The 26,014-nt window shown below is 58.6% G+C and carries 26 protein-coding genes, 1 tRNA gene and 1 riboswitch; of the genes, 11 read left to right on the top strand and 16 right to left on the bottom strand.

The features are described 5' to 3' along the window. From ACJ5NV_RS17405 to ACJ5NV_RS17380, 6 genes are all read right to left on the bottom strand, one after another. Positions 1-1,494, bottom strand: coding sequence for a class I adenylate-forming enzyme family protein (locus ACJ5NV_RS17405; RefSeq protein ID WP_411645759.1), 1,494 nt, complete (start codon positions 1,492-1,494; stop codon positions 1-3). Between the two features lie 26 nt (positions 1,495-1,520). Next, positions 1,521-1,964 carry a PaaI family thioesterase gene (locus ACJ5NV_RS17400; protein ID WP_411645757.1) on the bottom strand — a complete coding sequence of 148 codons (444 nt, stop codon included), beginning with the start codon at positions 1,962-1,964 and terminating at the stop codon, positions 1,521-1,523. Between the two features lie 21 nt (positions 1,965-1,985). Beyond that, a complete protein-coding gene (locus ACJ5NV_RS17395; protein WP_411645756.1) occupies positions 1,986-2,789 on the bottom strand; it encodes an IclR family transcriptional regulator in 804 nt (267 codons plus the stop codon). Positions 2,790-2,803: 14 nt separating this feature from the next. Further along, positions 2,804-4,141: a TRAP transporter large permease gene (locus tag ACJ5NV_RS17390; protein ID WP_411645754.1), complete on the bottom strand. Its 1,338-nt coding sequence runs from the start codon at positions 4,139-4,141 to the stop codon at positions 2,804-2,806. Then, complete coding sequence (locus tag ACJ5NV_RS17385) at positions 4,141-4,668, bottom strand: TRAP transporter small permease (RefSeq protein ID WP_411645752.1); 528 nt, start codon at positions 4,666-4,668, stop codon at positions 4,141-4,143. The genes ACJ5NV_RS17390 and ACJ5NV_RS17385 overlap by 1 nt, the downstream gene beginning before the upstream one ends. A gap of 65 nt (positions 4,669-4,733) precedes the next feature. After that, positions 4,734-5,792: a C4-dicarboxylate TRAP transporter substrate-binding protein gene (locus ACJ5NV_RS17380; RefSeq protein WP_411645750.1), complete on the bottom strand. Its 1,059-nt coding sequence runs from the start codon at positions 5,790-5,792 to the stop codon at positions 4,734-4,736. A gap of 738 nt (positions 5,793-6,530) precedes the next feature. Between ACJ5NV_RS17380 and ACJ5NV_RS17375 the strand changes: the two genes are divergently transcribed. Both ACJ5NV_RS17375 and ACJ5NV_RS17370 read left to right on the top strand, forming a co-directional pair. After that, positions 6,531-7,079 (top strand): sigma-70 family RNA polymerase sigma factor, encoded by a 549-nt coding sequence (locus tag ACJ5NV_RS17375; protein ID WP_411645748.1) that lies wholly within the window; start codon positions 6,531-6,533, stop codon positions 7,077-7,079. Then, a complete protein-coding gene (locus ACJ5NV_RS17370; protein ID WP_411645746.1) occupies positions 7,076-7,780 on the top strand; it encodes an anti-sigma factor in 705 nt (234 codons plus the stop codon). Before ACJ5NV_RS17375 ends, ACJ5NV_RS17370 begins: the two co-directional genes overlap by 4 nt. A 217-nt stretch (positions 7,781-7,997) precedes the next feature. Here ACJ5NV_RS17370 and ACJ5NV_RS17365 read toward each other — a convergent pair whose 3' ends face one another. Next, positions 7,998-8,537: a TetR/AcrR family transcriptional regulator gene (locus tag ACJ5NV_RS17365; RefSeq protein WP_411645744.1), complete on the bottom strand. Its 540-nt coding sequence runs from the start codon at positions 8,535-8,537 to the stop codon at positions 7,998-8,000. Between the two features lie 112 nt (positions 8,538-8,649). Between ACJ5NV_RS17365 and ACJ5NV_RS17360 the strand changes: the two genes are divergently transcribed. Beyond that, entirely contained in the window at positions 8,650-9,666 is a 1,017-nt protein-coding gene (locus ACJ5NV_RS17360) for an NAD-dependent epimerase/dehydratase family protein (RefSeq protein ID WP_411645742.1), read from the top strand. Positions 9,667-10,296: 630 nt separating this feature from the next. Further along, positions 10,297-11,160, top strand: a complete 864-nt coding sequence (locus tag ACJ5NV_RS17355) for a DMT family transporter (protein WP_411645809.1) — start codon at positions 10,297-10,299, stop codon at positions 11,158-11,160. Between the two features lie 11 nt (positions 11,161-11,171). On the opposite strand, the gene aroC is transcribed toward ACJ5NV_RS17355, so the two are convergent. Then, on the bottom strand, positions 11,172-12,275 hold the full coding sequence (gene aroC / locus ACJ5NV_RS17350) for a chorismate synthase (RefSeq protein WP_411645740.1): 1,104 nt from the start codon (positions 12,273-12,275) through the stop codon (positions 11,172-11,174). 90 nt (positions 12,276-12,365) lie between these two features. Further along, positions 12,366-12,463, top strand: a riboswitch (TPP riboswitch). A 36-nt stretch (positions 12,464-12,499) separates the two neighbouring features. Between aroC and thiB the strand changes: the two genes are divergently transcribed. The 3 genes from thiB to ACJ5NV_RS17335 are packed head-to-tail and all read left to right on the top strand — an operon-like array spanning position 12,500 to position 15,703. Continuing rightward, complete coding sequence (gene thiB / locus ACJ5NV_RS17345) at positions 12,500-13,489, top strand: thiamine ABC transporter substrate binding subunit (protein ID WP_411645738.1); 990 nt, start codon at positions 12,500-12,502, stop codon at positions 13,487-13,489. Next, positions 13,465-14,994: a thiamine/thiamine pyrophosphate ABC transporter permease ThiP gene (locus ACJ5NV_RS17340; RefSeq protein WP_411645737.1), complete on the top strand. Its 1,530-nt coding sequence runs from the start codon at positions 13,465-13,467 to the stop codon at positions 14,992-14,994. Before thiB ends, ACJ5NV_RS17340 begins: the two co-directional genes overlap by 25 nt. Continuing rightward, the gene (locus ACJ5NV_RS17335; RefSeq protein ID WP_411645735.1) at positions 14,981-15,703 is read left to right on the top strand and encodes a thiamine ABC transporter ATP-binding protein; all 723 of its coding nucleotides are present in this window, start codon (positions 14,981-14,983) and stop codon (positions 15,701-15,703) included. Before ACJ5NV_RS17340 ends, ACJ5NV_RS17335 begins: the two co-directional genes overlap by 14 nt. A gap of 47 nt (positions 15,704-15,750) precedes the next feature. Here the strand turns inward: ACJ5NV_RS17335 and ACJ5NV_RS17330 are convergent, their stop codons facing one another. The 3 genes from ACJ5NV_RS17330 to petA are packed head-to-tail and all read right to left on the bottom strand — an operon-like array spanning position 15,751 to position 18,553. Further along, on the bottom strand, positions 15,751-16,614 hold the full coding sequence (locus ACJ5NV_RS17330) for a cytochrome c1 (RefSeq protein ID WP_411645733.1): 864 nt from the start codon (positions 16,612-16,614) through the stop codon (positions 15,751-15,753). 16 nt (positions 16,615-16,630) lie between these two features. Continuing rightward, the gene (locus tag ACJ5NV_RS17325) at positions 16,631-17,980 is read right to left on the bottom strand and encodes a cytochrome b (protein ID WP_411645731.1); all 1,350 of its coding nucleotides are present in this window, start codon (positions 17,978-17,980) and stop codon (positions 16,631-16,633) included. A 12-nt stretch (positions 17,981-17,992) separates the two neighbouring features. Continuing rightward, on the bottom strand, positions 17,993-18,553 hold the full coding sequence (gene petA / locus ACJ5NV_RS17320) for a ubiquinol-cytochrome c reductase iron-sulfur subunit (protein WP_411645729.1): 561 nt from the start codon (positions 18,551-18,553) through the stop codon (positions 17,993-17,995). Positions 18,554-18,977: 424 nt separating this feature from the next. Between petA and ACJ5NV_RS17315 the strand changes: the two genes are divergently transcribed. Then, the gene (locus ACJ5NV_RS17315) at positions 18,978-19,625 is read left to right on the top strand and encodes an outer membrane protein (RefSeq protein WP_411645728.1); all 648 of its coding nucleotides are present in this window, start codon (positions 18,978-18,980) and stop codon (positions 19,623-19,625) included. Positions 19,626-19,628: 3 nt separating this feature from the next. Here ACJ5NV_RS17315 and ACJ5NV_RS17310 read toward each other — a convergent pair whose 3' ends face one another. The 4 genes from ACJ5NV_RS17310 to dapF are packed head-to-tail and all read right to left on the bottom strand — an operon-like array spanning position 19,629 to position 22,956. Continuing rightward, positions 19,629-20,228, bottom strand: coding sequence for a glutathione S-transferase (locus tag ACJ5NV_RS17310; protein ID WP_411645726.1), 600 nt, complete (start codon positions 20,226-20,228; stop codon positions 19,629-19,631). 23 nt (positions 20,229-20,251) lie between these two features. After that, complete coding sequence (locus ACJ5NV_RS17305; protein ID WP_411645724.1) at positions 20,252-20,884, bottom strand: glutathione S-transferase; 633 nt, start codon at positions 20,882-20,884, stop codon at positions 20,252-20,254. 3 nt (positions 20,885-20,887) lie between these two features. Then, positions 20,888-22,147 carry a tRNA (N(6)-L-threonylcarbamoyladenosine(37)-C(2))-methylthiotransferase MtaB gene (gene mtaB / locus ACJ5NV_RS17300; RefSeq protein WP_411645723.1) on the bottom strand — a complete coding sequence of 420 codons (1,260 nt, stop codon included), beginning with the start codon at positions 22,145-22,147 and terminating at the stop codon, positions 20,888-20,890. Next, positions 22,147-22,956 carry a diaminopimelate epimerase gene (gene dapF / locus ACJ5NV_RS17295; RefSeq protein WP_411645722.1) on the bottom strand — a complete coding sequence of 270 codons (810 nt, stop codon included), beginning with the start codon at positions 22,954-22,956 and terminating at the stop codon, positions 22,147-22,149. The genes mtaB and dapF overlap by 1 nt, the downstream gene beginning before the upstream one ends. A 100-nt stretch (positions 22,957-23,056) precedes the next feature. Between dapF and ACJ5NV_RS17290 the strand changes: the two genes are divergently transcribed. Then, a tRNA-Lys gene (locus tag ACJ5NV_RS17290) sits at positions 23,057-23,132 on the top strand. 516 nt (positions 23,133-23,648) lie between these two features. Here the strand turns inward: ACJ5NV_RS17290 and ACJ5NV_RS17285 are convergent. Further along, positions 23,649-24,296 (bottom strand): hypothetical protein, encoded by a 648-nt coding sequence (locus tag ACJ5NV_RS17285; protein WP_411645720.1) that lies wholly within the window; start codon positions 24,294-24,296, stop codon positions 23,649-23,651. A 204-nt stretch (positions 24,297-24,500) separates the two neighbouring features. On the opposite strand from ACJ5NV_RS17285, the gene ACJ5NV_RS17280 reads away from it, so the two are divergent. Together ACJ5NV_RS17280 and ACJ5NV_RS17275 are read left to right on the top strand one after the other, a co-directional pair. Continuing rightward, positions 24,501-24,794, top strand: a complete 294-nt coding sequence (locus tag ACJ5NV_RS17280; RefSeq protein WP_411645718.1) for a P27 family phage terminase small subunit — start codon at positions 24,501-24,503, stop codon at positions 24,792-24,794. Positions 24,795-25,194: 400 nt separating this feature from the next. After that, positions 25,195-26,013 (top strand): MurR/RpiR family transcriptional regulator, encoded by an 819-nt coding sequence (locus ACJ5NV_RS17275; protein ID WP_411645716.1) that lies wholly within the window; start codon positions 25,195-25,197, stop codon positions 26,011-26,013. Position 26,014 lies beyond the last annotated feature (1 nt).

Genomic DNA, 26,014 nt, shown 5'->3' with positions numbered 1-26,014 from the left:
TCAGCTCAGCTGATCGGCAAAAACCGCAATCAGCTTGTGTTTCAATATCTTTCCCGACGGGGCCGCAGGCAGGGTCGCTGCGGCGATGATCCTGTTGGGGCGCTTATAGCCGGTCAGCCGCGCCGCCACAAAGGCGCGCAGCTCATTGGTATCCAGCGTCTTCGGATCGGCGCATTGCACAAAGGCGAGCACCTCTTCGTCACCGCCGGGCAGGCTGCGCCCGACCACCGCGCATTGTACAACAGCAGTGTGGTCGTTAAAGGCGGCCTCCACCTCTGGCGGGTACACGTTGAAACCGCCACGAATGATCAGCTCTTTCGCGCGGCCCACGATATGCAACGCACCCGTGTCATCAATCCGGCCCAGATCACCCGTGCGCAGCCAGCCATCCTGCATCGCATCCGACGTGGCCTGCGCGTTACGGAAATAGCCCGCCATCACATGGGGGCCACGGGTCAGCACCTCGCCCACGCCGGGATCTGTGGCGGCAGGCACACCCGTGTCCAACATGATCTCCACCCCCGGCAAAGGCGGGCCACAGCTGATATCGGCACTTCCGAGCGGGTTTTTCGTCGCGCTGACACCAGCCGTCGTTTCCGTCAGCCCATAGCCGTTCTGCAGGGGTAGCCCATAAAATGCCTCTGCCTTGCGTTTCCACGCCGGGTCCAGCGGCGCACCGCCAGAGCTGACATAATGCAGCGGCACGTCACCCAGCCCGGCCAGACCATGATCGGCGACATAGCTCATTAGCAGCGCATGCATCTGTGGCACACCGGGAAAGATCGTCGCGCCAGCCTTCAGCGCAGTATAAAGCCGGTCCGGCTGGAACCGCGATTCCAACTGCATCGCCGCACCGCTGGTACTGGTGGCCATCAGCATCGAGGCCAGACCAAACACATGGGTCATCGGCAACACACCGTAAACCAGATCATGCCCGCGAATATTGCGCAGCTTGGCCGAGGCATCACCAGCAAAACACAGGTTACCATGGGTCAGCATCACACCCTTCGGATCACCCGTGGTGCCCGTTGTATAAAGGATCACGGCGGTGTCAGCGGTCGCATCATCGCCGGATACAGGCAACGGTGCGGACAGGGCGAAAGCCCCGAACCCCAAGCTGAAGTCACGCGCGCCTGCGGCTTGGGCATGTTTTGTGGCATCGCCTGAAAACCCGGTCGTATAGGCGATCAGGCGGGGGCTGGCATGGGTCGTGATGCGGGCAATCTCAGGTGTGCTCATCCGCGCATTCACCGGCACGGCCACAGCGCCTGCAAGGCTGGTGGCAAAGATCAGCACTGCGGTCGCATGGCAATTCTCTGCCGCGATCATCAAACGATCACCGGCTTTTAGCCCATGTTCTTGCAGCAGGGCAGCCGTATCGGTGATCGCCTGCCAATGTGCGGCATAGCTTGCTTCGCGGCCATCCACATCGCGGATCGCGCGCGCATCCGGCGTGGCCTGCATGGCCCGTGCAACCAGTTCATGGATTTTCATTGCGTCCGCTCCCCCCGTGACATGGCTCACCTTTCTGGCATCCGGTGCGGCGGGACCGGGCGGAACACGCCGCTGGCGGTGGCAATGACGCTGCCGTCCTCTGCTTCCACCACGCCCTCTACAAAAATCGTCGCACGACCACCGCCGGTCCTGCGCCCGGTCGCGATCAACATCAGTCCGGGTCGCGCGGGGGCGAGAAAGTTCACCGTCATTGAAATCGTCATGCAGGGCATCAGGCCCGTTTCATCAATGCTCAGGCTGGCAGTCGCACCCATCGCATTGTCCAGCATCGCCGTGGTCACACCACCATGCAACATGCCGTGGCGATTGCCATGCTCTGCGGTGATTTCCAGATGACAGCGGGCGCACCCGTCACCCTGACCCACGTCCAGCACATAGCCCAACAGGCGCTGCACCCCTGTTTCATCCCGGATGATACCGGGGCCGTCTTTTGGCAATACGCGCGTCATGTCGTTACCTTGTTGAAGTCATCACAGATCACCACGCGGCCCGCCCGGCGCATGGCCCAGCATCCGCTCCAGCTCGCCCACTGTGGCGCGCAAACGGGGGCCGACCTCTTGCTGCATCCGATCAACGGACAGCATTTCGGGCATGGCGCCACAGGTAAAGATGACCGGCTCTGCCAGATCCTTGGGCTGGAACGACGTAGCGACCGCGTGAATCTGGCTTGCGAAATAGCTGGCAGGGTCAGCAATGGCAAAACCTTGCTTCATCAACTGCCCGCCGGTTTCGCGGCGCAGTTCCGCCGCACGTTCCGGTGTCAGGTCCCGATCGCCGTCCGCCTCTTCAACCACGCGGGCAAACGCCTCGGGCGACAGGGCCGCCAACAATGTCTGGCCAGAGGATGATCCGTTAAACGGCAACCGATGCCCCGCTTCCAGCCACAGCGAAGCCACCTTGCGCGGCCGCCATGTCTTGACGATCAGCATTTTCGCGTGATCGCGCACCAGCAACAGCACAAGCGTGCCCGTTTCATCCGCCAGCCGCTGCATCAGCGGTCCAGCCATATCGACAAAACTGATCGAGGTCGCCGCCGTATTGCCCAACACCAACAGCGCAGGGCCGGGGCGATAGCGATCATGATGGTGGGCATGGGTCAGATAGCCCAGCGCCTGCAAGGTAAAGGTCAAACGCGACACGGTCGATTTCGGCAGGCCGGTCCGTTCGGATATCTCTGCGTTGGTCAGCCCGCTGTCAGACGGACGAAAGGCGCGCAGCACACTCAACCCGCGCGCAAGGGTCGTGGCAAAACGGCGGTCTGTACTGGTGCTCACCTCGGATTGATCCATCACATGCTACCCGGAATCAGCAGGGATATAATCGGGAAAGACATAATCAGGATCAGCACCAGCACGTCGATGGTCAGGAACCGTAAGATGCCCGCAAAGATCCGATCAATCGGCACTTCACGGCCCACGACATTGGCAATAACAAACACGTTCAGGCCAACCGGCGGGGTGATCAGCCCGATCTCCAGCAGCTTGATCACGACAACACCGAACCAGATCAGGTCGAACCCGTAACCTTCGACCAGCGGGATCATCAGCGGCAGGGTCAGCACCATGATCCCGATGGGATCAAGGAACATGCCCAGCAGCAGATAGATCACCGCAATCGCAAGCAACAAAACAGCGGGGGACAGCTGCGCCTCTGTCACCGCGCCGACAATGGCCGGGGCCACGCCGGTCAGGGCGATGAAGGCGACAAATATCTTGGCCGCCGCTGCGATAAAGAAAATGCTGGCTGTCTGGATGCAGGTCTCGCGCAGGGATTCCCAAAGCGCGCGCAGGGTCAATGTGCGCTGGGCAAAGCCGATCAACACGGCAGCAGACACACAGATCGCCGCAGCCTCGGTCGCGGTAAAGATACCGCCATAGATACCGCCGACAATGATCACAAACAGCGCAATCGCAGGCCAGGCATCCAAGGCAGCGCGCATCCGGTCGCCCATAGTGACCTTTTGGTCATAGACTGGTGCCGCGTCCGGATCACGCCACACCCAGATCCAGATCACCAGCAAGAAACCCAGCAGCGAAATCAGCCCCGGCAGAATGCCTGCCAGAAACAGGGCCGAAATCGAGGTTTCGGTAAAGATACCATAGATAATGAACAGCACAGACGGCGGGATCAGCGATCCCAACGTCCCGCCCGCAGCAACAGACGCGGTGGCCAACCGCTTGTCATAGCCCATCCGCAGCATCTCTGGCGTGCAGATGCGGCCCATGGTCGAGGCACAAGCAATCGACGACCCGGTGATCGCCGAAAACCCGCCACAGCCGACCACACTCGCCATCGCGACACCGCCGGGCACATGGGTCAACCAGACCCGCGCGGCGTGGTAGATGCGGGTGGTGATATCGGCGCGATAAGCGATATGACCCAGCGCCACGAAAAGCGGGATCATCGACAGATCATAGGAATGGATCAGATCGAACGAATTCGAAAACACCATCGAACTGGTCGGGCGCAACGCCCGCCACGGGGTGAAATCACCGGTGCGAAAGGCATAGATGACAAAGCTGCCCAATGCGGCCACCAGCGCCAGTGTAAAGGCAATCGGCACCCGGATCGCCAGCAGGCCGATCACGCTGGCAAAGGCGACCAGACCAACGACAGTTCCGTCCATTATTCCTGCTCCGCCATCATTTCTTTTGTGCTGCCGCCGCTGGCATCAATATGATCCCCGCGCAGGATCGTGCGCAGATCGCCCACCACCATGATCAGCAAGCGCAGCCAGCAAAACCCAAGGCCCACCAGAAAGATCAGCCGGCCCGGCCATTTCGGCAGGTTCAACTGACCAAAGTAGTAGGACCCCGACGCAAATGTTTTGCTCACCTCATGCCAACCCGCATAAAGCAGGGGCAACAGGGCCAGAAGGCCGATGACACTGCCCAGCACGACCAGCCAATCCTGCACCCGGCGGGGCAGGTTCTGGGCCAGCAGCTCGATCACGATATGCGCGCGGGCCAGCGTGGCCGCCGCCAAAGGCAATGTGATGGCCGCCACCATCAGTTCAGCCACCAAGACGACCGTATCGGGGATACCCGAATTGACCGTCGCCCGCAGCACAACGCTGACCGTGATCAGCAGGCACAAGCCCGCCACGGCCGCCGCCGCCAGATCGAGCAGGAACTGTTCGAAACGTTTCAGCATCAGCACATACCTTCAGGACCCTTGGCACGCCGCCGCAAAGCGGCGCACCAATGCAGGTTCAGCGATCAGCGGGTCCAGGGGTAACCCTGTGCATCCCGCTCTTCAGCATATTTGACCAGCAGATCATTATAGCTGTCCAGCAGCGCCTGCCCGTCCAGCCCGGCACCACCAGCCTGCGCGATCCATTCGGTGACGTAGGTTTCGCCACGCTCAACCAGCTTGTCCCGCTCTGCCGTGTCCAACGCGATGATCTCAACACCCGCACCGCGCATCTTTTCGATGGCCGCTTCGTTATCTGCGGTGATCAGCTCGCCCAGCTTGTCAGCCATAGACACACCCGCCTCGGCCAGTGCTGTCTGGATATCAGGCGACAGGCCGTCATAAACGTCCTTGTTCATGAAAATGCCCAGCGCACCAACCTGACCCCAGTTCAGCAAGGTATAAGAGGTCATCACCTCTTCCTGACGGAGCGCGCCAACAGCATAGCTGTAGCCCTGCGAACAATCGAGCAGTCCGGTATCCAGACCCTGATACGCATCATAGATCGACATCGGCACCATATTGGCACCGTAATCACGGAACGTATCGCCATAGGCCCCCACGCCGCGCACCTTCAGGCCCTCGATATCCTCGACCGAACGAATGGCGGCATCCTTACAGCCGATATTGACCTCTGAAGTGGTGAACGTGCCCAGATAGACAAGGTTCTGATTTGCCAGACTGGCCTGGATCGGCTCAGAATTGCGGATCAGCGCGTCAGTGGCGCGCATGCCCACCCAGCTATCCGCATTCACAAGCGGCAGATCGGCGATACCATAGGCCACCATTTCCTGCGGGAAATAGACCCCGATGATCGTGCCCAGATCGGCCACGCCATCCGCGATGGCACCTACGGCGGCATTCGCTTTGAACAGGGCACCGCCCCATTGGACGTCAATCACCACCTCGCCATCGGTCCGGGCTGACACCTCGTCCACGAAATGTTGCATTGCGGCAGCACGGGCACCACGGTTCGGGCCTGGTTCACCCAGGATCAGCCGGATTTCGGCAAATGCACTGCTTGCGGTGGCCAGACATAGCGCAGCCGCCGTCAGCGCACGATTCATCAATTGATGCGTTTTCATTGAATCTCCTCCCTAGAAATTCCACTATGCAGAATAGTGTTCCACAAACATACGCTAGAGGAGGATTCTGTCCTTGGCAACCCAGTCAGGACTGCCTCAGAGGACTTATAATGTGAGCGCCATAAATACTGACAGCCCCCGGTTTGCACCGAGGGCTGCCTGTGTGGATACTCGTATGGCGGCCATGTCTACACCTGGGTAGGTAAAGAAACGGGTTAAACAAACACTCGTAACAGACCGCTACTCGTTACCCTCCACCTCGGAAGACGGGATAGCGGACACATCCGCCACACCGTCAAACCTAAAATCATAACCACTGTCGTAAAAGGCGACAGCTGACTTCCAGAACGGAAGATCAAGAACCACGGTCAGAGCATGCAACCTGCGAACCCCGGATGGCCCGATCACGCAGCGTGGCAGCAGCGGGCGGCATACGCTTTAAAACGAACATCACAAACCTCCTGTCACTGTGACCGGCTCTGAACCGCTTGCAAGAAAACACGATAAATGTGGAAAAAAAGTTTCAGATTATGCAGAAAAATGCGCGGAAAGCGGGAGTAAATATAATTGCCGATTATTTTCAGATGGTTAGGCGTGAAGCTTTTTCGAAAACACCTGCGCCACACTGCAAGGTTGCCTTAACGTCATCCACAAAAGCACCAATGGCCGTGCGTGTAAAAAGCTGATAATGCAACGTGAAGACGAAAAATAATCATGCCTTTCCAGCGACGTGCATCAATGACATCTGACAAGCTGACAGCACTCGAAGGGTTGATTTCACAGATCGCTCTGGGAAACCGATCCGCCTTTTCACAATTGTATGATGCGACCTCCGCGAAACTTCTGGCGGTCTGCTTACGTGTCCTAAAGGAACGCGCAGCAGCCGAGGATGCCATGCAAGAGGTCTATGTCAAAGTCTGGAAGAATGCCGACCGGTATCAGGTGACCGGGCACTCCCCTATGACCTGGCTCATCACGATCGCACGAAACACCGCCATTGACCGCCTGCGCGCGCAGAAACCGGTCAGTGATATTGCCGATTATAATGACCGCATCGCAGCGCCCACGCTCACGCCCGAACAATCGGTCATCGCCGCATCAGATGCGTCGCGCGTTGTGCAATGTCTGAATACGCTGGATGATGACCGCCGTGATGCAATCACCGGCGCCTATCTTGACGGCAAAAGCTACAAGGAACTCTCGGCGCAATTCACCGTGCCGCTGAACACGATGCGCACCTGGCTGCGCCGTGGATTGGCTGCGCTGAAAGAGTGTATGGCACAATGACCCTTGAACCCGCAGATAATAACGACGTCATGTTGGCCGCCGAATATGTTCTGGGCCTGCTCGACGGTGCAGAGCTTGAAACAGCACGGCAAAAGCTGCGCAGTGATGGCGATTTCGTGCGGCTTGTCAGCGAATGGGAAGCACAGCTTGTCACGCTGACCGACGAACTCGCCCCGGTCACACCTGGTGCCGCAACCAAACAGGCCCTGCTGGCGCGGATCGCGCCCGATACGCAGCGGCCACCGTTCTGGCAGCGCGCTTGGCTGTGGCAGCTTGTCACCGCGATGAGCCTCGCACTCTTCGCCGTCCTGTTTGTTGGCAATGTCGACACGCCCGACGGGACCGGCCCGCTCTATACCGCTGAAATTGTCTCTGACGCAGGTGATTTCCGCGTTGTGGCCGTGGTCGACAAATCACGGGATGAGGTCATCCTGACCCGCACCGCCGGTGCCGCGCCCGAAGGCCGCATCCTTCAGGTCTGGGCCCATGGTCCCGGCGAACCGGCCAGCTCTGTCGGGCTTTGGCCTGCGGGTGAAAGCATCCGGCTGCCGATGCCGCAGGTGATCGCTTCGGTCGAAGGCACGCTGACCATCGGCGTCAGTGAAGAACCGCCCGGCGGCTCCCCCACCGGCTCCCCCTCTGGTCGGGTCTTTGGCACCGTCGATATTCCGGGCGTGACAGCCGCCGCGACCGAGCTTTGATAAAATCACGTGGCGGGACGGGTGACAGCATCCGTCTTGTGGGGGTCCGCTCCGGTAGGGGGCAAGAGCGTCACTTGAGCAGCCTTTGATAGTGCATGCGGCGAAATCTCACTGTGAGCCCAGAACGACCGATGCTGCGCAACGCACGAATGGCCGTTTTCGCAAATAATTTATCAGGAACAAGCGACATATGCCTCGCACTAACTAGTAACGAAAATTATTTTGCCGTTGTCAGAAGTGAATGAACCACGGTTGTGATGTCACGCGCGACGTTTTCTCGGGTGCGGGCGTTTCTGTGAATTCCGAACGCGCAAGACAGGATGAGGTGCGATAGATCACTGGGGGTCGCGTATCCTGCCTCACAAATCATCCCCTCGATCCGTTTGGCGACGTCGGTGTTCAGCTTTTCAAACGCCACGCCTGCGTAAAGCACCTTGTCTTCCATCATTTCGGCGACATGCGGCGATTGAAGCATATCGAAAACAACACAGTATTTGGCCACTAAGGCTGCAGTCAGGCGGTCCTCAACATTCCCTGACTTCGAAAACTCCTCGTCCATCACGGCGCGCAATTCATCCAAGATGGATGTAACCACTGCTTGAAAAACCGCGTTCTTATCCTTGTAACGGCTGTACAGGGTCGGTTTTGCAATGCCCGCCGTTTCGGAAATGGCGGCCATAGTCGTCGCACGGAGCCCGCGTTCAAAGAACAGGGCCTTCGCGGCGTTGAGTATCTGATTTTGTCGTTCGTCTTTCATGGGGGCAACATCGGTTTCTAGTAGACTGACGTCAATTGCAGAAAATAGGCAATGCTGGGTTGAATTTACGATATGAACGAATATTGTTCATATCGTAAATTTGGAGAAAGCAATGAATACAGTACTTCTTACGGGCGTCACAGGATTTCTGGGCGGTCATATCGCGGTGGCCTTACTGCGCGATGGCTATAAGGTTCGCGGCAGTTTGCGGACGCCTTCGCGTAGCAGCAAGACAAAAGAAGCCATCAAAGCTGCAGGCGTCGATGTCGGCCATCTTGAGTTTGTCGAGCTTGACCTGACCAAGGATGCAGGCTGGACTGAGGCTTGCAAAGGCGTGGATTTTGTGATTCACGCGGCATCCCCGTTCGTGACGTCCATGCCCAAGGACAAGGCCGAGCTGATCACCCCAGCGGTTGGGGGCACGCAGCGCGCATTGAGTGCGGCCCGTGATGCGGGTGTTGCGCGGGTCGTCTTGACGTCGTCTATCGCGGCGATTGTGCCGGGGCGGGGCAAATCAGGTCCAACCCATTTGGACGCCTCCGATTGGGCTAATCCAGACGGGGACGTGAATGCATATGTGGAAAGCAAAATTCGCGCTGAACAGAAGGCATGGGAAATTCTTAAACCAAGCACGAGCAAGACAGAGCTGGCCGTGATCAATCCAGCCTTTATCGTCGGTCCTTTGTTGGATTCCGATCCGGGAACATCGGGTGCGTTGTTCCAGCGTTTTTTTCGCGGCAAAGCGCCAGTCGCGCCGCATCTTTATCTGCACTCGGTTGATGTACGTGACTTGGCGGATATGCATGTCGCCGCTCTTACTGACCCTGCGGCCGCCGGCGCACGTACGATTGCCAGCTTTGAATCGTATTCGATTATGCAGATGGCGACCTGCCTGAAAAAGGCGTTCCCAGCGTACAGCAAAAAGATGCCAAAGTTTCAGGCCCCCGATTGGTTCATCCGGCTTGTCGCCTTGTTTGATGCAGACATGCGAGGAAGCCTTAAAGAGCTGGGCTATAACCCAACTTTGGACGAAGCACCTGGCCGCGCATTATTGGGCCGAACGCCAATCCCCCTTTCAGACAGCTGCGTCGCTACGGCGCAAAGTTTGATTGAGTGGGATTTGGTTTGATACGCAAAAAATGAGAATTGGGGTGTGGTGCAGACAAGGTGCCACACTCAAGTTCTCACTGGAAAAGATCTATCATTGAGCGACCCAAACCGGTCCTTGATACAAGCGCATCGAAAGCTCACTTTGTCCCGCATCTTGCTCCTTTGCCACCTTAGAGCGCAACGGCAGGTGTACGGATAAGACCCGGCAGTTGAGACTTCTCCCGTACCGTCTATCTGAGACGCAAAATATGCCGTCATGCGTGCAAAAAGATGCGATGAAGCGCTGTAACGCTCAAGATTGCTCTTATGATACGCTCCTGCCCTCTACTGGAATCGACCCCTTGTGGCGCGATCCTTAACGTCGGATTCACATTTGCACCGCACGCACCGTTAAAGGCGGGGTGGTCTGCGTTTGGGTCCGACGCAAGTCCGACAACTTTCCGACGCCTCACCCAGCCCCTGATACCACTGTAATCGCCTGCATTAACCTTTGATTCGCCGTGGTGACGCACCCACCGCACGGCGCACCCTACGCAACACCACCGAACGTTGCGCGGATGTCATGTCGCAACGACATGCCAGCCTTGCGAAACCGCAAAATCAGCAATCAGCACTTTCCGCCCGCTACGAAAACGCGTTACGCCAAACCATGGATATCAAAGCTATTCTCATGGGCCTTGCCTTTGCTTTCATGTGGTCCTCGGCCTTTACCTCTGCGCGGGTGATCGTCGACTACGCCCCGCCGCTGACAGCGCTCGCGTTGCGGTTCCTGATTTCAGGGCTGATCGGGGTGCTGATCGCATGGGCGCTGGGCCAATCGGCCCGTCTAAGCCGACGGCAATGGACGGGGGTTTTGATCTTTGGTATCTGCCAGAACGCCTTGTATTTAGGGCTGAATTTCGTCGCGATGCAAACAATCGACGCCTCGCTCGCGGCTATCATCGCATCAACCATGCCGCTGCTCGTGGCCCTTGCTGGGTGGCTGGTGTTCGGAACACGGATCAGGCCCTTGGGCATCGCCGGGCTGGTCGCAGGCGTGCTCGGTGTCGGTTTGATCATGGGCGCGCGACTGCAAGGCGGGGTCGATCTTTACGGTCTGGTGCTTTGCATCATCGGGGTGGTCTCACTGACCATCGCCACGCTGGCCGTGCTGGGTGCGTCTTCCGGCGGCAATGTGCTAATGATCGTTGGATTACAGATGCTTGTGGGCAGTGCCATGCTGTCGGTCCCGGCGCTCGCCTTTGAAACTTGGGACGTCACGTGGACCTGGCAACTGGTCACAGCCTTCCTCTACACCACCTTGATCCCCGGCCTTGCCGCTACGGTGGTCTGGTTCTTGCTGGTGGGGCGGATCGGCGCGGTCCGCGCCTCAACCTTTCACTTCCTGAACCCATTCCTTGGCGTGGCGATAGCCGCCGTGGTTCTGGGTGAAGCAATTGGTTTTCTTGATATTCTTGGCGTGGCCATCATCGCCGGGGGCATTTTAGCCGTGCAATTGTCGAAACAAACATAGGGCGGGTGATTTCACCCAATCACACCACGCTCGCCACCCGTCTGACCCCGATCCATCAGCAGATGATCCAAGATCACGCAGGCCATCATCGCCTCACCCACAGGCACCGCACGAATTCCGACGCAAGGATCGTGGCGGCCTTTGGTGATCACCTCTGTCGAACTGCCATCCATGCGGATCGATTTGCGCGGTGACAGGATCGAAGATGTAGGTTTTACCGCAAAACGGACCACAATATCCTGCCCCGTGCTGATCCCGCCAAGGATACCACCCGCGTGGTTCGAACTATATTCCGGACCATCCGCACCCATGAAAATCTCATCCGCATTATCGCGACCGGTCAGGGCGGCCGCCGCCATACCTTCACCGATTTCAACGCCTTTGACTGCATTGATCGACATCATCGCTGCCGCCAAATCCGTGTCGAGCTTGGCATAGATCGGGGCGCCAATACCCGCAGGCACGCCACGCGCGACAACCTCAATAATCGCCCCGACAGAGTTGTGATCATCCTTGCGCAGCCATTGCAGATAGGCTTCCCATTCCTCTGCAGCCACAGCATCCGGGCAAAAAAAGTCATTGCGATCAATCTCTTCCCAATCCACGCGGGATCGGTCGATTTGCTTGGCGCCCATCTGGGTCATATAGCCTTTGATCTGCACACCCGGCGCAATCGCACGGATCGCCTCGCGCGCCACGCCACCCGCCGCAACCCGCGACGCGGTTTCACGGGCCGACGACCGACCCCCACCACGATAATCGCGAATGCCGTATTTCTGGTGATAGGTGATGTCAGCATGACCGGGGCGAAAGCTGTTGACGATATCGCCATAATCGCGGGACCGTTGGTCAGTATTGCGGATCATGAGCTGGATTGGTGTGCCAGTGGTCTGCCCTTCAAACACGCCTGACAGAATTTCCACGCTATCGGGTTCATTCCGCTGGGTTGTATTCTTGTTCAACCCCGGACGGCGCTTGTTCAGCCATTGCTGGATCATCGCAGGCTCCAACGCCACGCGCGGCGGGCAACCATCCACCGTCGCCCCCAAAGCAGGCCCGTGGCTTTCACCCCACGTGGTGAACCGGAACAGATGACCAAAGCTGTTGACTGACATGACTGCCCCCTTTTGCCGCATGGGTCTAGCCGCCATACCAATAAGCCTCAAGAGGTTTCCCTTGTCACCGCGCAGGATACGTCCTAGCAAAGGCAAACCTCGGGGGGCCAATCTGGCTGAGATGCGCAAGCGGACCCGTTGAACCTGAACCGGTTAAGACCGGCGGAGGGAAGGTATGGCGATCCCGCTATCCCCCAATCCGCCCGTCGCATTTGGAGGATAAGATGCAAAAACCAATCTGTCTGCCAGTTGTCGCGGGACTCGCCTTTGCGGCCACAGGCGCATGGGCCGAGACCCCGGTACTGCAAGTCTATACCTACGATAGTTTTGTCAGCGAATGGGGCCCCGGCCCGGTGATCGAAGCGGCTTTTGAAGAAACCTGCGCTTGCGATCTGCAATTCGTCAGCGCCGGTGACGGGGCCGCCCTCTTGGCGCGTCTGCAATTGGAAGGGCCGCGCACCGATGCGGATATCGTGTTGGGGTTGGATACCAACCTGACGAGTGCCGCGCGCGACACAGGTCTGTTTGCACCGCATGGTGTGACCGCCGATCTGGATCTGCCCATTAGCTGGGATGACCCTGATTTCCTGCCTTTTGACTGGGGTTATTTTGCCTTTGTCGGCAATGCCGGTGACGCAGCACCTGCTTCGCTGAAAGAACTTGCCGACAGCGACCTGAAGATCATCATTCAGGATCCGCGCTCTTCCACCCCCGGTCTGGGCCTGCTGATGTGGGTCAAGGCCGCTTACGGTGATGAGGCCGGCGCAATTTGGGAGGGGCTGGCCGACAACATCGTCACCGTAACCCCCGGCTGGTCGGAGGCTTATGGCATGTTCCTTGACGGCGAATCCGACGCGGTGCTGTCTTATACAACCTCGCCCGCGTATCACCTGATCGCGGAAGAGGATGACAGCAAGACCGCCTGGGGCTTTGCCGAAGGCCATTATATACAGGTCGAGGTCGCCGGGAAGCTGGCTGGCACGGATCAACCGGAACTGGCCGATCAGTTCATCGCCTTCATGGTGACCGATGCGTTCCAAAGCGCGATCCCCACGACCAACTGGATGTACCCTGCCGTGACGCCTGCGGCGGGTCTGCCCGATGGGTTCGAGACGCTGATGACACCTGAAAAGGCGTTGCTGTTCCCGGATCAGGAAGCAGACAGCATACGTGACGCGGCGCTGGACGAATGGCGCAACGCGCTCTCGCAATAAATCCGCGCTGGCCGGGGCTGGTCGCGGCAGGGCTGGTTCTGGCGCTGACCCTTGGCACGCTGGCCGCTGTGGCATGGCGGGCCGAATGGGGCGGCGGATTGGGCCCTGCTGACTGGGCCGCGATCCGGTTCACATTGGTGCAGGCGTTGATTTCAGCACTGATCAGCGTCGCGCTGGCCATCCCGGTGGCCCGCGCTCTGGCCCGGCGGCGCTTTGTCGGGCGGGGGATGCTGATCACCCTTTTGGGCGCGCCGTTTTTGTTGCCCGTGATCGTGGCTGTGGTCGGCCTGCTTGCCGTCTTCGGGCGCGGTGGGGTGTTGAATGTCACGCTGATCTGGCTGGGGCTGCCGCCGGTGTCGATCTTTGGGTTTCACGGTGTCGTGCTGGCCCATGTCTTTTTCAACCTGCCCTTGGCGATCCGGCTGATCCTGCAGGGCTGGCTGGCGATCCCGGCAGAGCGGTTCCGTCTGGCGGCCAGCCTGAATGCCTCCGTCGGTCAGTTGTTGGAATGGCCCATGTTGCGCGCCGTCGTACCCGGCGCGTTTCTGGTCATCTTTCTGATTTGCCTGACAAGCTTTGCCGTCGCGCTGACGCTTGGGGGCGGACCACGCGCCACCACTGTGGAACTGGCGATCTATCAGGCCTTGCGGTTTGATTTCGATCTGGGCCGCGCCGCCCTGCTGGCCTGCGTGCAATTCGGGCTTTGCGTGATTGCGGCGACGGTGGTCTGGCGGATCACCGGGCGTGACGCGATGGGCGCGGGGTTGGATCGTGTGGTGCAGCGCTGGGACCTGCGCGGTGCTTGGTTGGACTATCTGATGATGGGTGCGGTCAGTCTGTTTCTTCTGTTGCCACTTGGCATGGTCGTTGCGCGCGGTGCCACCGGGCTGTTTGCGATGCCGGACACCGTGTGGATGGCTGCGCTGCGCTCTATCCTCGTCGCCTTTGGATCGGCAGTACTGTGCGTCGCAATGGCGCTGGCGCTGGCCTTGCGCGGTGGCAGGATGGTTGCTGTGATCGGCGCGCTGCCGCTGGCCGCATCGGGGCTGGTTGTGGGGACGGGCGCATTCCTGATTGTCTTTCCCTTCGTCAATCCGGTGGATCTGGCGCTGCTGGTGACCATGTTGGTCAATGCCACGCTCGCCCTGCCCTTTGCCTTGCGCGCCATCGCGCCCGAGGCACAGAGTATCACGGTGGATTTCGGGCGACTGGGCGCATCACTGGGCCTGCGTGGATGGTCGTGGCTTCGGATCGTGGTGCTGCCGCGCTTGCGTCGCCCATTGGGGTTTTCGGCCGGGTTGGCTGCGGCCTTGTCGATGGGCGATCTTGGCGTCATCACGCTGTTTGCTGGGCAGGAAAAGGCAACGCTGCCGCTGGCCATGTATCGTTTGATGGGGTCCTATCAGATGGAGGCCGCAGCCGGTGCCGCACTGCTGCTATTGGTGCTGAGTTTCGCCCTGTTTTGGGTTTGTGATTGGGGAGGTCGTGGGCGTGCTGAGATGTGACAAACTGCTGATACAACAAGGCGCATTCGCGCTGCGCGCGGATTTCACCGTGGCCGCAGGCAAGATCACCGCGCTGATCGGCCCGTCGGGCGCGGGCAAGTCAACGCTGCTCTCTGCCGTTGCAGGGTTTTTGGACCCTGATGAAGGCCGTGTTTTGTGGGATGAAACGGATATCACGACTACCACCCCCGGCGACCGTCCGGTCAGCATGTTGTTTCAGGATAACAACCTGTTCCCACATCTGACCGTCGCGCAGAATGTGCGGCTGGGGTTGCGCCCGTCCTTGCGGATCGTCAAGGCCGAGACCGCGCGCATCAATGATGTGTTGGAAGAGGTCGGCTTGACCGGGATGGCGCAGCGCAAGCCGGGTGCTTTGTCCGGCGGACAGCAAAGCCGCGCGGCACTGGCCCGTGTGTTGCTGGCGGACCGGCCACTTGTCCTGCTGGATGAACCATTTTCGGCATTGGGCCCGGCACTGAAGGCCGAAATGCTCGACCTTGTCCGCAGCAAGCTGGCTGCGGTCGGGCGGACGGTGATTATGGTCACCCATGATCCGGCTGATGCCATGCGGATTGCGGATGCTGTCATACTTGTGTCCGAAGGGGTAGCCGCCGCGCCGGTGGACACCTCCGCGCTTTTTGACAATCCGCCCCCCGCTTTGGCCGCATATTTAGGGGAGGATGGGTTAAAACCCATCTTACGAAACTGAAAAGGCCCGCCAAAATGGCGGGCCTTTGTATGTGATGCTGATCGCGATCAGTCTTTGTGCTTATGCGGTGCCCAGAGCCGTTTGTTGGTCAGATACAGCAGGACCGACAGGACAGCCAAAAAGATGAACCCGGTCAGGCCTGCTTGCTTGCGCGCAACCAGCTTTGGCTCTGCCGTCCACATCAGGAAGGCGGAGACATCCTGTGCGACATGATCCAGATCAGATGCGTGCCCATCTGCAAAGACCACATCGTCACCATACAGCGGTGGGGCCATGGCGATCCAGCTGCCCGGAACCATATGGTGCCCGTGGTCATCAATACAGCTATCAGGGTAACCGCCCGCGGCAAAGGCAACGTTGTAGTAGCCGTCCATGGGTTCGCCTTCGAGGGCGCATTCGGGTTCGTCATGATAGCCGGTCAGGATTGAAGCGATATATTCGGCACCACCCATCCCGTTCACGAACTGGCTGATACCTGTCCCGTAAGGGCCGTGGAAACCGGCGCGGGCTTTGGCCATAAGCGACAGATCGGGCGCGTTTGACAGACCCGATTCCGGGAACCGGTCTGCGGGCGTTGCGGCGCGAAAGTCGCCTTCGCCGTCAAACAGGCTTTGGTCGAAAACTTCGGCACCCTGATAGTCGATATAGGCCCGAACCTCGTCCATGTTCCAGCCAACCCCACCATCATCCGCGAGGTTGCGATAGGCCACTTGTTCCAGACCATGGCAGGCGGAGCAAATCTCGGTGTAGATTTGCAGGCCGCGCTGCAATTGCATCTGGTCGTAGCTGCCAAAGGGACCTTCGAACGGGAAATCGAAATCGTGGATTTCGGTTTCCACCTCGGCGGCGATTGATGGTGTCGCAGCCATGGCCAGCGCAGTAACGGCTGTGAGTGTGATTTTACGGATCATCTCTCTTGGTCCTCTCTCACTCGGCCGGTTTGACGAGGGTTTTCGTGCCCCCGGCTTTCGGCGCGTAGTGCGCGTTGAAGTCATCTTCGATCGTGGCCGGTGGTGTCATCGGCTTTTCGATCACACCCAGAAGCGGCAGGATCACCAGAAAGTAAGCGAACCAGTAGGTCGCACCGAGGAGCGCGATATAGGGGTAGATCCCTTCCGCCGGGCGTGCGCCCACCCACATCAGTACGACAAAGTCGATCACCAGAAGTCCGAACCACCATTTGAACATGGGGCGGTAACGGCCAGACCGCACGCTTGATGTGTCCAGCCATGGTGCCAGCGCCATCACGACGATGGCACCGAACATTGCGATCACGCCAAAAAATTTCGCGTCTATGATGCCGAAGCTGACCCAATTGACGAGGATCACCAGCCAGACCTCTTGGTCGAAGGCGCGCAGGATGGCGTAGAATGGCAGGAAGTACCATTCGGGCACAATATGCGAGGGCGTCGCCAGCGGGTTGGCCGGGATGTAGTTATCCGGGTGGCCCAGATAGTTGGGCATGAAGCCGACGACGGCCATAAAGATCGCGAGGATGATCGCCAGCGCGAACAGATCCTTGATCACGAAATAAGGCCAGAAGGGCAGGGTATCCTTGGCGGCGTCTTCCTTGCTGGTGCGCCGCACTTCTACCCCGGTTGGGTTGTTGTTCCCGGTGGAGTGGAAAGCCCAGATATGCACAGCCACCAGACCGGCAATCACGAAGGGCAGCAGGTAGTGCAGCGAGAAGAAGCGGTTCAGCGCAGGCTGCGCGATCGCGCCGTTTGGTGTACCCAGCAGCCAGATCTGGATGCTTTCGCCGATGAAGGGGATCGCGCCGAAGAGGCCGGTGATCACAGCCGTGCCGTGGAAGGACATCTGCCCCCAAGGCAGAACGTAGCCCATGAAGGCCGTGCCCATCATCAGCACGTAAATCAGCATGCCGACGATCCAAGTCACCTCGCGCGGGGCTTTGTAAGAGCCGTAGTAGAGACCGCGGAAAATGTGCAGGTAGACGGCAAAGAAGAACAGCGATGCACCGTTCATGTGGAAATAGCGGATCATATGGCCGCCATTCACGTCGCGCATGATGTGTTCGACCGAAGCGAACGCCATATCGACATGCGGGACATAATGCATGACCAGGATAATCCCGGTGACGATCTGCAAGACCAGTGTAAAGGTAAGCACAATGCCCCATATCCACATCCAGTTGAGGTTCTTGGGGGTGGGAATCATCAGGGTGTCATACAGAAGACCAACGATCGGCAGACGCGCGTGAAGCCACTTTTCACCGCCCGTTTTGGGTTCGTAGTGGTCGTGGGGGATACCGGACATGGCGCTCTCTCCTTAACCGAGTTGGATTGTCGTCTCGTCCGCGAAGGACGCGAGCGGGATGGGCAAGTTGCGGGGGGCAGGGCCTTTGCGGATCCGGCCAGCCGTATCGTAGTGCGACCCGTGGCAAGGGCAGAACCAGCCGCCGAAATCGCCCTGTTCGCCCAGCGGGACACAGCCAAGGTGCGTGCAAACCCCCATCTGAACGAGCCAGACGCCATCTTCGGTCAGCGCGCGGTTTTCATCAGACGCATCAGCGCCGTCAGCCGCGTTTGCGTTTTCAGCGCCCTGATCAGGCAGCGCGCTAACATCGACCGCGCGGGCCTGTGCGATTTCTTCTTCGGTCCGGGCCCGGATAAAAACCGGCTTACCCTGCCACAGCACCGTCAGCTGTGTGCCGGGTTCAACCCCGCTGACATCGACGCGAATCGACGCAAGCGCCAGAACGTCAGCTGATGGGTTCATCTGGTTGACCAGCGGCCATACGGCAGCGCCCGTGACAACCACACCAGCGCCAGCCGTGGCGTAGTAAAGGAAGTCGCGGCGGGTGCCCTGGTGATCTTCTGCATGTGACACGGGGTGCATCTCCGATAGTTTCTGGGCCTGATGCCCATACAAAAGGCAGACCGGCGTCGCCACCAATCCATTCCGGCGCTGTTTAGCTATCAAAAGCTGATACGTCCAGCGGACATTAGAGCGCAGTGAATACTGCCTTCCTCTCTGAGCGAAAAGAGCGAACAGTTGGTAAAGGCCGTCAAAGAATCATCGGAACCGAAAATGATCGCGATGCGCGAACAAGACCGCATTGATTCAACAAAGAAAATAAACAGTAAACCGCCGATCCTGCAGCGTGTTGCGGCAAGAATCCGCGCAATCTTTGCGTGCTTGTGACAGTGCGGACACACTCACTCTGCTGCGGTTAGTTTTCACTTAATGTTTTATTGTCAGCATGAGGTGGCTGTCCTACTTCACATATAGAAACACTTGCACCGAGATCACGATGAAGCACGCCATTGCACTCTGCATTGCTACACTGGCAGCCATCACTTCTGCACACGCAGAGGTAGAGTTGAGCTTTTATGGCGGCGCGCAATCTGCGCCTGCATCGGATGTGAACGTGCGCGGTGATGATGAAATCCCCAATGGTGATTTTTCGGTAGGCTGGGAAGGCCGATCAGCCGAAGCGCCGGTCTATTACGGCATCCGCGCGACGCGATGGGAGACGGACAGATTCGGCTATGGAATCGATTTCACGCACAACAAAGTCTATCCAAAAGACGGCGGACTGCCTGATGGCTATAGTGTATTGGAGTTCACTGACGGGCTGAACACACTGACGGTGAACGCCTATCGCCGGTGGAGCAGCGCATTGGGCGAGATGACCCCTTACGTTGGTGGCGGCATCGGTGTGTCCCTGCCACATGTGGAGGTCACGACCGATTCCTCTGAAACATTTGGCTATCAGATGACCGGCCCGGCGGCGACCTGGATCGCGGGCGCCACCTATCCCATCAACGATCAGTGGTCCGTATTTGGCGAATATAAGGGGACGTTTTCGTCCAACACCGCTGATCTGGAAACCGGCGCCACGCTGGAAACTGACATCGTGACCAACGCGGTCAATTTCGGCGTCAGTTTCAATTTCTGATCCTTACGCGGCGGTCGCAACCATGCTGTCGCGCAGGGCGAATGCTGCGTGCCAGTCGGCCAAGGCCTGATTGCCATCCCGCCAGCCCCGCGCGTCATGACGCAGATCAAGATATGACAGCGCACATCCCATCCCGATCTGGCCGATATTCAATGGCCCGGATAGGTGGCTCATCCAGCGGTTATTCACGGCGGACACGGCACGGGCTGCCTTACCCCATTGTGCCTCTATCCATTCAGAAGATTGCCGCTCTTCCGCGCGAAACCGCGCTTCGTAGGTCATTAGCACTGCGGCTTCCATGATCGCATCTGCGGTCGCCTCAAGCGTCAGGACCTCCCAGATACGGCTTTCAGGATAAAGACTGCCACCGGCAAAATCATTCAAAAAGCGGGTGATGACGCGACTGTCGTAAAGCGCCGGGCCATCGTCACGGATCAGCGCCGGGATTTTGCCCAGCGGGTTGGCGGCCACAACGGTGGGGTCAGAGGCTAATGGCGTTGTGGCCACCGCGCGTTCTTCCACCTGATCCAGCAGCTCCGTCTCGCGCAGCAATACACGCACTTTGCGCACAAAGGGGGATGCGGGTGACATCAATAGCTGCATGACAAGGTCCTTTCTGGGTGATTTCAGGGGAACAAAACCTGATCCTGCCCGTTTTGCCAAGGGACGTATTTATGCATGATCCCAGCGAACCGGTCAGAGGCCAGGAAATCATCCAGCCAGCGGGTCAGTGGTACCAACGCCTGCGCATCAAACCACGCGCGGTCGGTATTGGCGAACTGGCGCACAAAAGGCAGGATCGCCATATCGGCAAGGGTTCGGCGGGGACCCGTTAGGAAAGCCGTACTGCTAAGCAGTTCATTCAAGTCGCACAGGAACGCCAGCGCCTTGGCCCGTTCTTCAGCTTCGTCCAGATCGGGGTATCGCACCGCATATTTCGTGTGATCCAGCGCGGATTTGAACGGCCCGTCACAGCGGTCGATCAGGCTGTGACCTTCCGCTGGCATGTCCAGCCAGCCTTCGGGATCTTGCCGGGATAGCGCCCAGAGCATGATATCGCGGCTTTCGTCGATCGACGCGTCTGGCAATTGCAGACACGGCACAGTGCCGGTGGGTGAGGCCGCCAAAAACGGCGCTGGCTTGTCCCGCAGGAGGATTTCCCGCAGCGCCACCTGCACCCCGCTTGACTGGATCGCCAGCCGTGCGCGCATCGCATAAGGGCAGCGGCGAAAGCTCCATAAGATGGGCAGTGCAGACATCGGTCAGGCGGTCAAATGTTCGTCTGCGACACCGGTGATCCGAGCCGCGACGATCTGGCTTTCGGGTTGGTCGCTATCAAAATGCACCTCAGCGAATTGGGCTGTCCGGCCCATACGCCGGCTTTCCAGTAGCACCTGATGGGTCACGCCAAGCTGCGCCTGTAGATGCGTGGCAACCTGCGCCTGCCCGGCCTTGCGCAGCCGAGCCGCGCGCGCCTTGATGTCCGGCCCCTTCACCTGCGGCATGCGCGCAGCGGGCGTGCCGGGGCGGGGCGAATAGGGAAAGATATGCAACCACGTCAGATGACAGTCCTGCACCAGCGCGAGCGAATTGGCGAACATATCTTCCGTCTCGGTCGGGAAACCTGCGATGATATCAGCGCCAAAGGTCATGTTAGGGCGCAATTTGCGCGCCTCTTCGGTAAAACGAATTGCATCATCACGAAGATGGCGGCGCTTCATCCGTTTGAGGATCATGTCATCGCCATGCTGTAGCGACAGATGCAAATGCGGCATCAAACGCGGCTCTGTTGCGATGGCCTGCATCAGGTTTTCGTCCACCTCGATACTGTCGATGGAACTGATCCGCAGGCGCGGCAGATCAGGGACCAGTTTCAGGATACGCATCACCAGATCGCCCAGTTTCGGCGTACCGGGCAAATCCGCGCCCCAACTGGTCAAATCAACACCGGTAAGCACGACCTCATTATAGCCGGTGCCCACCAACCGCTTGATCTGATCCACAACAACACCTGCCGGAACAGATCGGGAATTACCACGACCAAAGGGAATGATGCAAAAGGTGCAGCGATGATCACAGCCGTTCTGCACCTGTACATAAGCGCGACTGCGGGTGCCGAACCCATCAATCAAGTGACCCGCGGTTTCAGTAACTGACATGATGTCATCAACCTGTACCGGTTCGGTCTGCCCGATCATATCAGGGGCCATGCCGCGCCATGTGGCCGGGTCCATTTTCTCGGTATTACCCAGCACCACATCCACTTCACCCATCGCGGCAAAGCGCTCCGGCTCTGTTTGGGCGGCGCATCCTGTCACGATCAGCTTGGCATTTGGGTTTTCGCGGCGCAGCTTGCGAATGTCCTGACGGGCCTTGCGCACGGCCTCTGCTGTGACAGCGCAGGTGTTCACGATCACCGCGTCTTCGACCCCATGAGTCGCGGCCAAGTCCTTCATCGCCTCAGTCTCATAGGCGTTCAACCGGCAGCCATGGTTGGAAAATATGGGCGTCTTGCGATCCATCAGAGCTGCCATTGACCATCAAACACATGCGCCGTCGGGCCGGTCATCCAGACGCCATCATCGCGCCAAGAGACAGATAAATCGCCACCATCCAGCGTGATCGTCACGTCGCGCCCGGTCAGCCCACGGCGGGCAGCCGCGACGGCGGTAGCGCAGGATGAAGAACCAGAGGCCAGCGTGACACCAACCCCACGCTCCCACACGCGCATGCGCAGATGGTCAGGCCCGATCAGGCTGGCAAATTGCACGTTGGTGCGTTCGGGGAACAGCGGATGATGTTCGATCGCAGCGCCGCGTGCAGCCAGATCGACGGCTTCAGCGTCGGGCACAAAAAAAGTGCAATGCGGGTTGCCCATACCCGTCGCGGTCGGCCCCCCATCAATCGGCAGTTCCAAGGTGTCCATCTCGCGGGCCAGCGGCACCGCGTCCCATTTCAAAGCAGGCTGGCCCATATTCACGGTCGTCAGACCGCCCCCGGCATCGCGGGCCTGCAACATGCCATGATCGGTGCGCAGCGTCAGGTGGTCGTTCCCGGTTTCATCCATCAGGAAACGCGCAATACAACGGGTCGCATTTCCGCAGGCCACAGACAAAGACCCGTCACTGTTCCAGAAAGTCAGATGCACATCGGAATCGGGGCTATCAGAGAGCACAGCAAGCTGGTCAAACCCCACCCCGCGATGTCGATCCGCCATAGCCATCGCGACAGTAGCATCCACGCGTGGAGCGATTCCCCGTTCGTCCACGACGACAAAGTCATTGCCCAGCCCATGCATCTTCATAAAGGGTAAATATGTCAGATTTTCCATGCTCATTGCGGCCATATAGACAATGCGCCACGACTTATCCAGCAGAGTCGCATTTGGGGGTTGACCGCCCGCTCTGGTCTTTCTAAGTAGCCCCACACGTGGGCCGTTAGCTCAGTTGGTAGAGCAACTGACTTTTAATCAGTAGGTCGATGGTTCGAACCCATCACGGCTCACCACAAAATCAATGACTTAGACGATTTTGAAAACTGCTGCGGTAACGTGCGGTAACATGTGTGTAGTCATGACGATTTCACAACTTTTTCGTCTTCCGATTCACCCCTCTCATCTGCACGACTTGATTGGCCCCGTCGGAGCGGCCCCGGAGGTATCCGTTGGTGGTGCTGACTTGCTTGTGCTGCCCGGTATCACGCAACAGGAGAGGGTCGGTCACGAGCGAACGCGCCTCGGTCAAGCCACCGGCTCGGACATCCTTCGCGGTGAACTCGGGGCGCAAACCAAGATGATTTCTAATTCGATAGGGATGCACGGGACCAGCTTTGCGTCGTGTAAGGCAATCCGGTCCTCTCAGCGACGATGCCCAGACCCGTGTTCCCGCGCGCGCAACTTCGTCAACCTCATTTGAACGTCCGGCAGCAATGTGAGGTCGAATACATAGGCATCCGGCATGGACTTTGCTGTCTTGCTGATCACCTTCGTCATGCGCGAGAGGTCAGGGGTGATCATGTCCCAAGTCAGCCCATCTTGCCTTTTCGATGGAGACCGCAGGGCGAGTCGGTGTCCAGCCATTGCCCCCGAATGTCGACGGCACGCAGGCTCAACTCGAAACACATCAAATACCCGCATGCGAAGGCATGCATCCCCTTCCGGTCAGCTTCCGCCACAACAGACGTGACTTCCTTGCGTGTTGGAAAAACGCTGGAGCCAGCAGGTGTCGATAGTTTTATGCCTGCAAGTGTTTCGACCGCATCGCGCGCGTCTGGCAGGCGCGAGGTGCGGCCATAGGCAGCCACGGCGCGCAATTGCTTGAAGAGGCGCGTGACGTAGGACACCGATCGGCCATTGGCTTCCATCGCCTGCTTCATCTCCATGCCGACTTCGTATGTCAGATCGCGGATCATCATGTGTCCGATGGCCGCATCGAGTTTGGCAACCTGCTCCAGATATCCCGGCCGGGTATCTGCCTCCAGGGACTCACCATCAGCCAGCTGCTGCAGCGCTTCGGCTGGTCGCGCTCCGCCAGCGTGACCAAGACAGGGCGTGCGGCCCTCTCGCGTCTGCAGGGGATGTGAGGTGGAACCCGCGCCGCAACGAACAACCACGTCCTCAGCGGGAGACGGCCATCGCCAGCCCATCCAAGTCGGCGACAGACCTGTCGCCACCACTCCACGCTGTGCGCAGCGTCATAGGGGTAGGGGAGGGGGTGAAACAAATCCGCATCGACCGAGGGCCGGAGAAGGAGCCTTTTTACGCGCAACGCGGAAATTGAATAGAGTTCTCCACATTGAAGGTGAAAAGGTGGTTCAGCGCTATCGCGTACAAGGTTCCGGCGGACCTGTCGAACACGGACGCCGCCGCCGCGCCGCATGTTCGAGACCGAACCCGATGATCTGGGAGCAGATCTGCGCGCGGTGTTCCGCAGGCTTGCCTTGCCGCTCTGTCACCCGACCCGCGACCGGCTGAACCCAGCCAATATCTTCATGTTCACGCAACTGGCCCGGGTGGTCCTGCGGCACGAAAAGCTTCTCGTCGCGATCGAGGACGGCGAGACCTACGCAAGTAAAACCCGCGACGGGGCACAAGAGAAAGCCAAGCCGGAGGTGGCCCAGGTGAATGAGACATTTCGGCAAATCCGTGCACTGGCGGGTGAGTTGGCATGACACCCGCGTCCGAGCGGGCGCTACAGTCGCCCGGGCAAATTAGCTTTTACTTTCCGGGCGATCCATCCGGGGATTACCTGACCTGACCTGAACGCGGGCGGAGACACCCTGCCTGATCCGGTCACGCATTGGGCCGAGGATGTGCGTATGGACACTGGAAGCCAGCGAAAATGAAGAGCAAGCGCTGTAGCGGTTCGGGAACTGTGCAGTGAGTATAGCATGAGCTGAAGCCGTCACTAGGTGGGTGCATATTGTCATGTGCGTGACTGAACACATAGCGATCAACACTTGGTTGACCTTTGAACTTTGACGGATGTTGTCCGAAACGTCTTGGTATATGCATTCCATTTTTCCAGACTTCATTCTATCTTGCCGACACGCAGTGCAAGGAGCGTGCAAGATGGAAGACGTCCAACCACCTGAGAACATGGAGGAACTTAATGCAAAAATTATGGGCTTACGGGCAACGTTACCAAAGCGTTTGCGTCAGTGTGCGGATTATTTTCTTCAAAGTACGAACGAAATTGCCTTCTCGACCGTTGCTGAAATCAGTGAAAGGGCAAATGTGCAGCCGTCTGCCGTCATGCGATTTTGTCAGGTCATTGGCTTTGCTGGCTACTCGGACATGCAAAAGTTGGTGCGTCACAGCATGCATACCAAGATGCCCGATTACAATGAGCGAATTCAAAATCTGCGCGATTTTGGGGATGATAGCCCGACGGCGATCTTGGCAGAGTTTGTGGAAGCGGGGCGCCAGTCACTTGAACAGCTGTCTGGCACTGTAAACGAAGCAGCTTTGGAGAAGGCGGTTCAAACACTTGCGGGTGCGCAGGTGATACATGTGATGGGGTTGCGTCGCGCGCATCCCGTTGCATCATACCTGTCTTATGCGTTCGAAAAGCTCCATATTCCCAGCGTTTTACATGGGGGATCGGGGCGATTGACCCATACCGAAGCCATGCGTGACGGGGACGTGTTGATCGCAATTACATTTGCCCCCTATAGTCCCGAGACTATAGAACTTGCCGAGGAAGCAGCCCGCCGTGGGCTTCCCATAGTCGCGCTCAGCGATACGCCCAGTCTGCCGTTTAAATCGAAATCTGTTGTGCCTCTCATTGTCTCGGAAATTGACTTTGGTGCGTTCCGGTCTTTGTCCGCAACACTGTCACTTGCGATCTCTTTGGCAGTGGCCACTGGCGCCTTAAGATCAAGAAAATGAA

Origin of the sequence: Loktanella agnita (assembly GCF_046640325.1) — a bacterium.
Classification (GTDB): Bacteria; Pseudomonadota; Alphaproteobacteria; order Rhodobacterales; family Rhodobacteraceae; genus Yoonia; species Yoonia agnita.
The sequence above is the reverse complement of the archived record's forward strand: the minus strand, read 5'-3'. Positions and strand labels throughout refer to the sequence as shown.

Bases quoted from the DNA above. Each gene is read 5' to 3' on its own strand.
- aroC (WP_411645740.1), bottom strand. From the start codon at position 12,275: ATGTCAGTCAACAGCTTTGGTCATCTGTTCCGGTTCACCACGTGGGGT.
- ACJ5NV_RS17325 (WP_411645731.1), bottom strand. From the start codon at position 17,980: ATGTCCGGTATCCCCCACGACCACTACGAACCCAAAACGGGCGGTGAA.
- ACJ5NV_RS17375 (WP_411645748.1), top strand. From the start codon at position 6,531: ATGACATCTGACAAGCTGACAGCACTCGAAGGGTTGATTTCACAGATC.
- ACJ5NV_RS17360 (WP_411645742.1), top strand. From the start codon at position 8,650: ATGAATACAGTACTTCTTACGGGCGTCACAGGATTTCTGGGCGGTCAT.
- ACJ5NV_RS17390 (WP_411645754.1), bottom strand. From the start codon at position 4,141: ATGGACGGAACTGTCGTTGGTCTGGTCGCCTTTGCCAGCGTGATCGGC.
- ACJ5NV_RS17400 (WP_411645757.1), bottom strand. From the start codon at position 1,964: ATGACGCGCGTATTGCCAAAAGACGGCCCCGGTATCATCCGGGATGAA.
- dapF (WP_411645722.1), bottom strand. From the start codon at position 22,956: ATGGAAAATCTGACATATTTACCCTTTATGAAGATGCATGGGCTGGGC.
- ACJ5NV_RS17370 (WP_411645746.1), top strand. From the start codon at position 7,076: ATGACCCTTGAACCCGCAGATAATAACGACGTCATGTTGGCCGCCGAA.
- ACJ5NV_RS17340 (WP_411645737.1), top strand. From the start codon at position 13,465: ATGGCGCAACGCGCTCTCGCAATAAATCCGCGCTGGCCGGGGCTGGTC.
- ACJ5NV_RS17305 (WP_411645724.1), bottom strand. From the start codon at position 20,884: ATGTCTGCACTGCCCATCTTATGGAGCTTTCGCCGCTGCCCTTATGCG.
- mtaB (WP_411645723.1), bottom strand. From the start codon at position 22,147: ATGGATCGCAAGACGCCCATATTTTCCAACCATGGCTGCCGGTTGAAC.
- ACJ5NV_RS17275 (WP_411645716.1), top strand. From the start codon at position 25,195: ATGGAAGACGTCCAACCACCTGAGAACATGGAGGAACTTAATGCAAAA.
- ACJ5NV_RS17385 (WP_411645752.1), bottom strand. From the start codon at position 4,668: ATGCTGAAACGTTTCGAACAGTTCCTGCTCGATCTGGCGGCGGCGGCC.
- ACJ5NV_RS17405 (WP_411645759.1), bottom strand. From the start codon at position 1,494: ATGAAAATCCATGAACTGGTTGCACGGGCCATGCAGGCCACGCCGGAT.
- ACJ5NV_RS17355 (WP_411645809.1), top strand. From the start codon at position 10,297: ATGGATATCAAAGCTATTCTCATGGGCCTTGCCTTTGCTTTCATGTGG.
- ACJ5NV_RS17330 (WP_411645733.1), bottom strand. From the start codon at position 16,614: ATGATCCGTAAAATCACACTCACAGCCGTTACTGCGCTGGCCATGGCT.
- ACJ5NV_RS17280 (WP_411645718.1), top strand. From the start codon at position 24,501: ATGTTCGAGACCGAACCCGATGATCTGGGAGCAGATCTGCGCGCGGTG.
- thiB (WP_411645738.1), top strand. From the start codon at position 12,500: ATGCAAAAACCAATCTGTCTGCCAGTTGTCGCGGGACTCGCCTTTGCG.
- ACJ5NV_RS17365 (WP_411645744.1), bottom strand. From the start codon at position 8,537: ATGAAAGACGAACGACAAAATCAGATACTCAACGCCGCGAAGGCCCTG.
- ACJ5NV_RS17380 (WP_411645750.1), bottom strand. From the start codon at position 5,792: ATGAAAACGCATCAATTGATGAATCGTGCGCTGACGGCGGCTGCGCTA.
- ACJ5NV_RS17315 (WP_411645728.1), top strand. From the start codon at position 18,978: ATGAAGCACGCCATTGCACTCTGCATTGCTACACTGGCAGCCATCACT.
- ACJ5NV_RS17310 (WP_411645726.1), bottom strand. From the start codon at position 20,228: ATGCAGCTATTGATGTCACCCGCATCCCCCTTTGTGCGCAAAGTGCGT.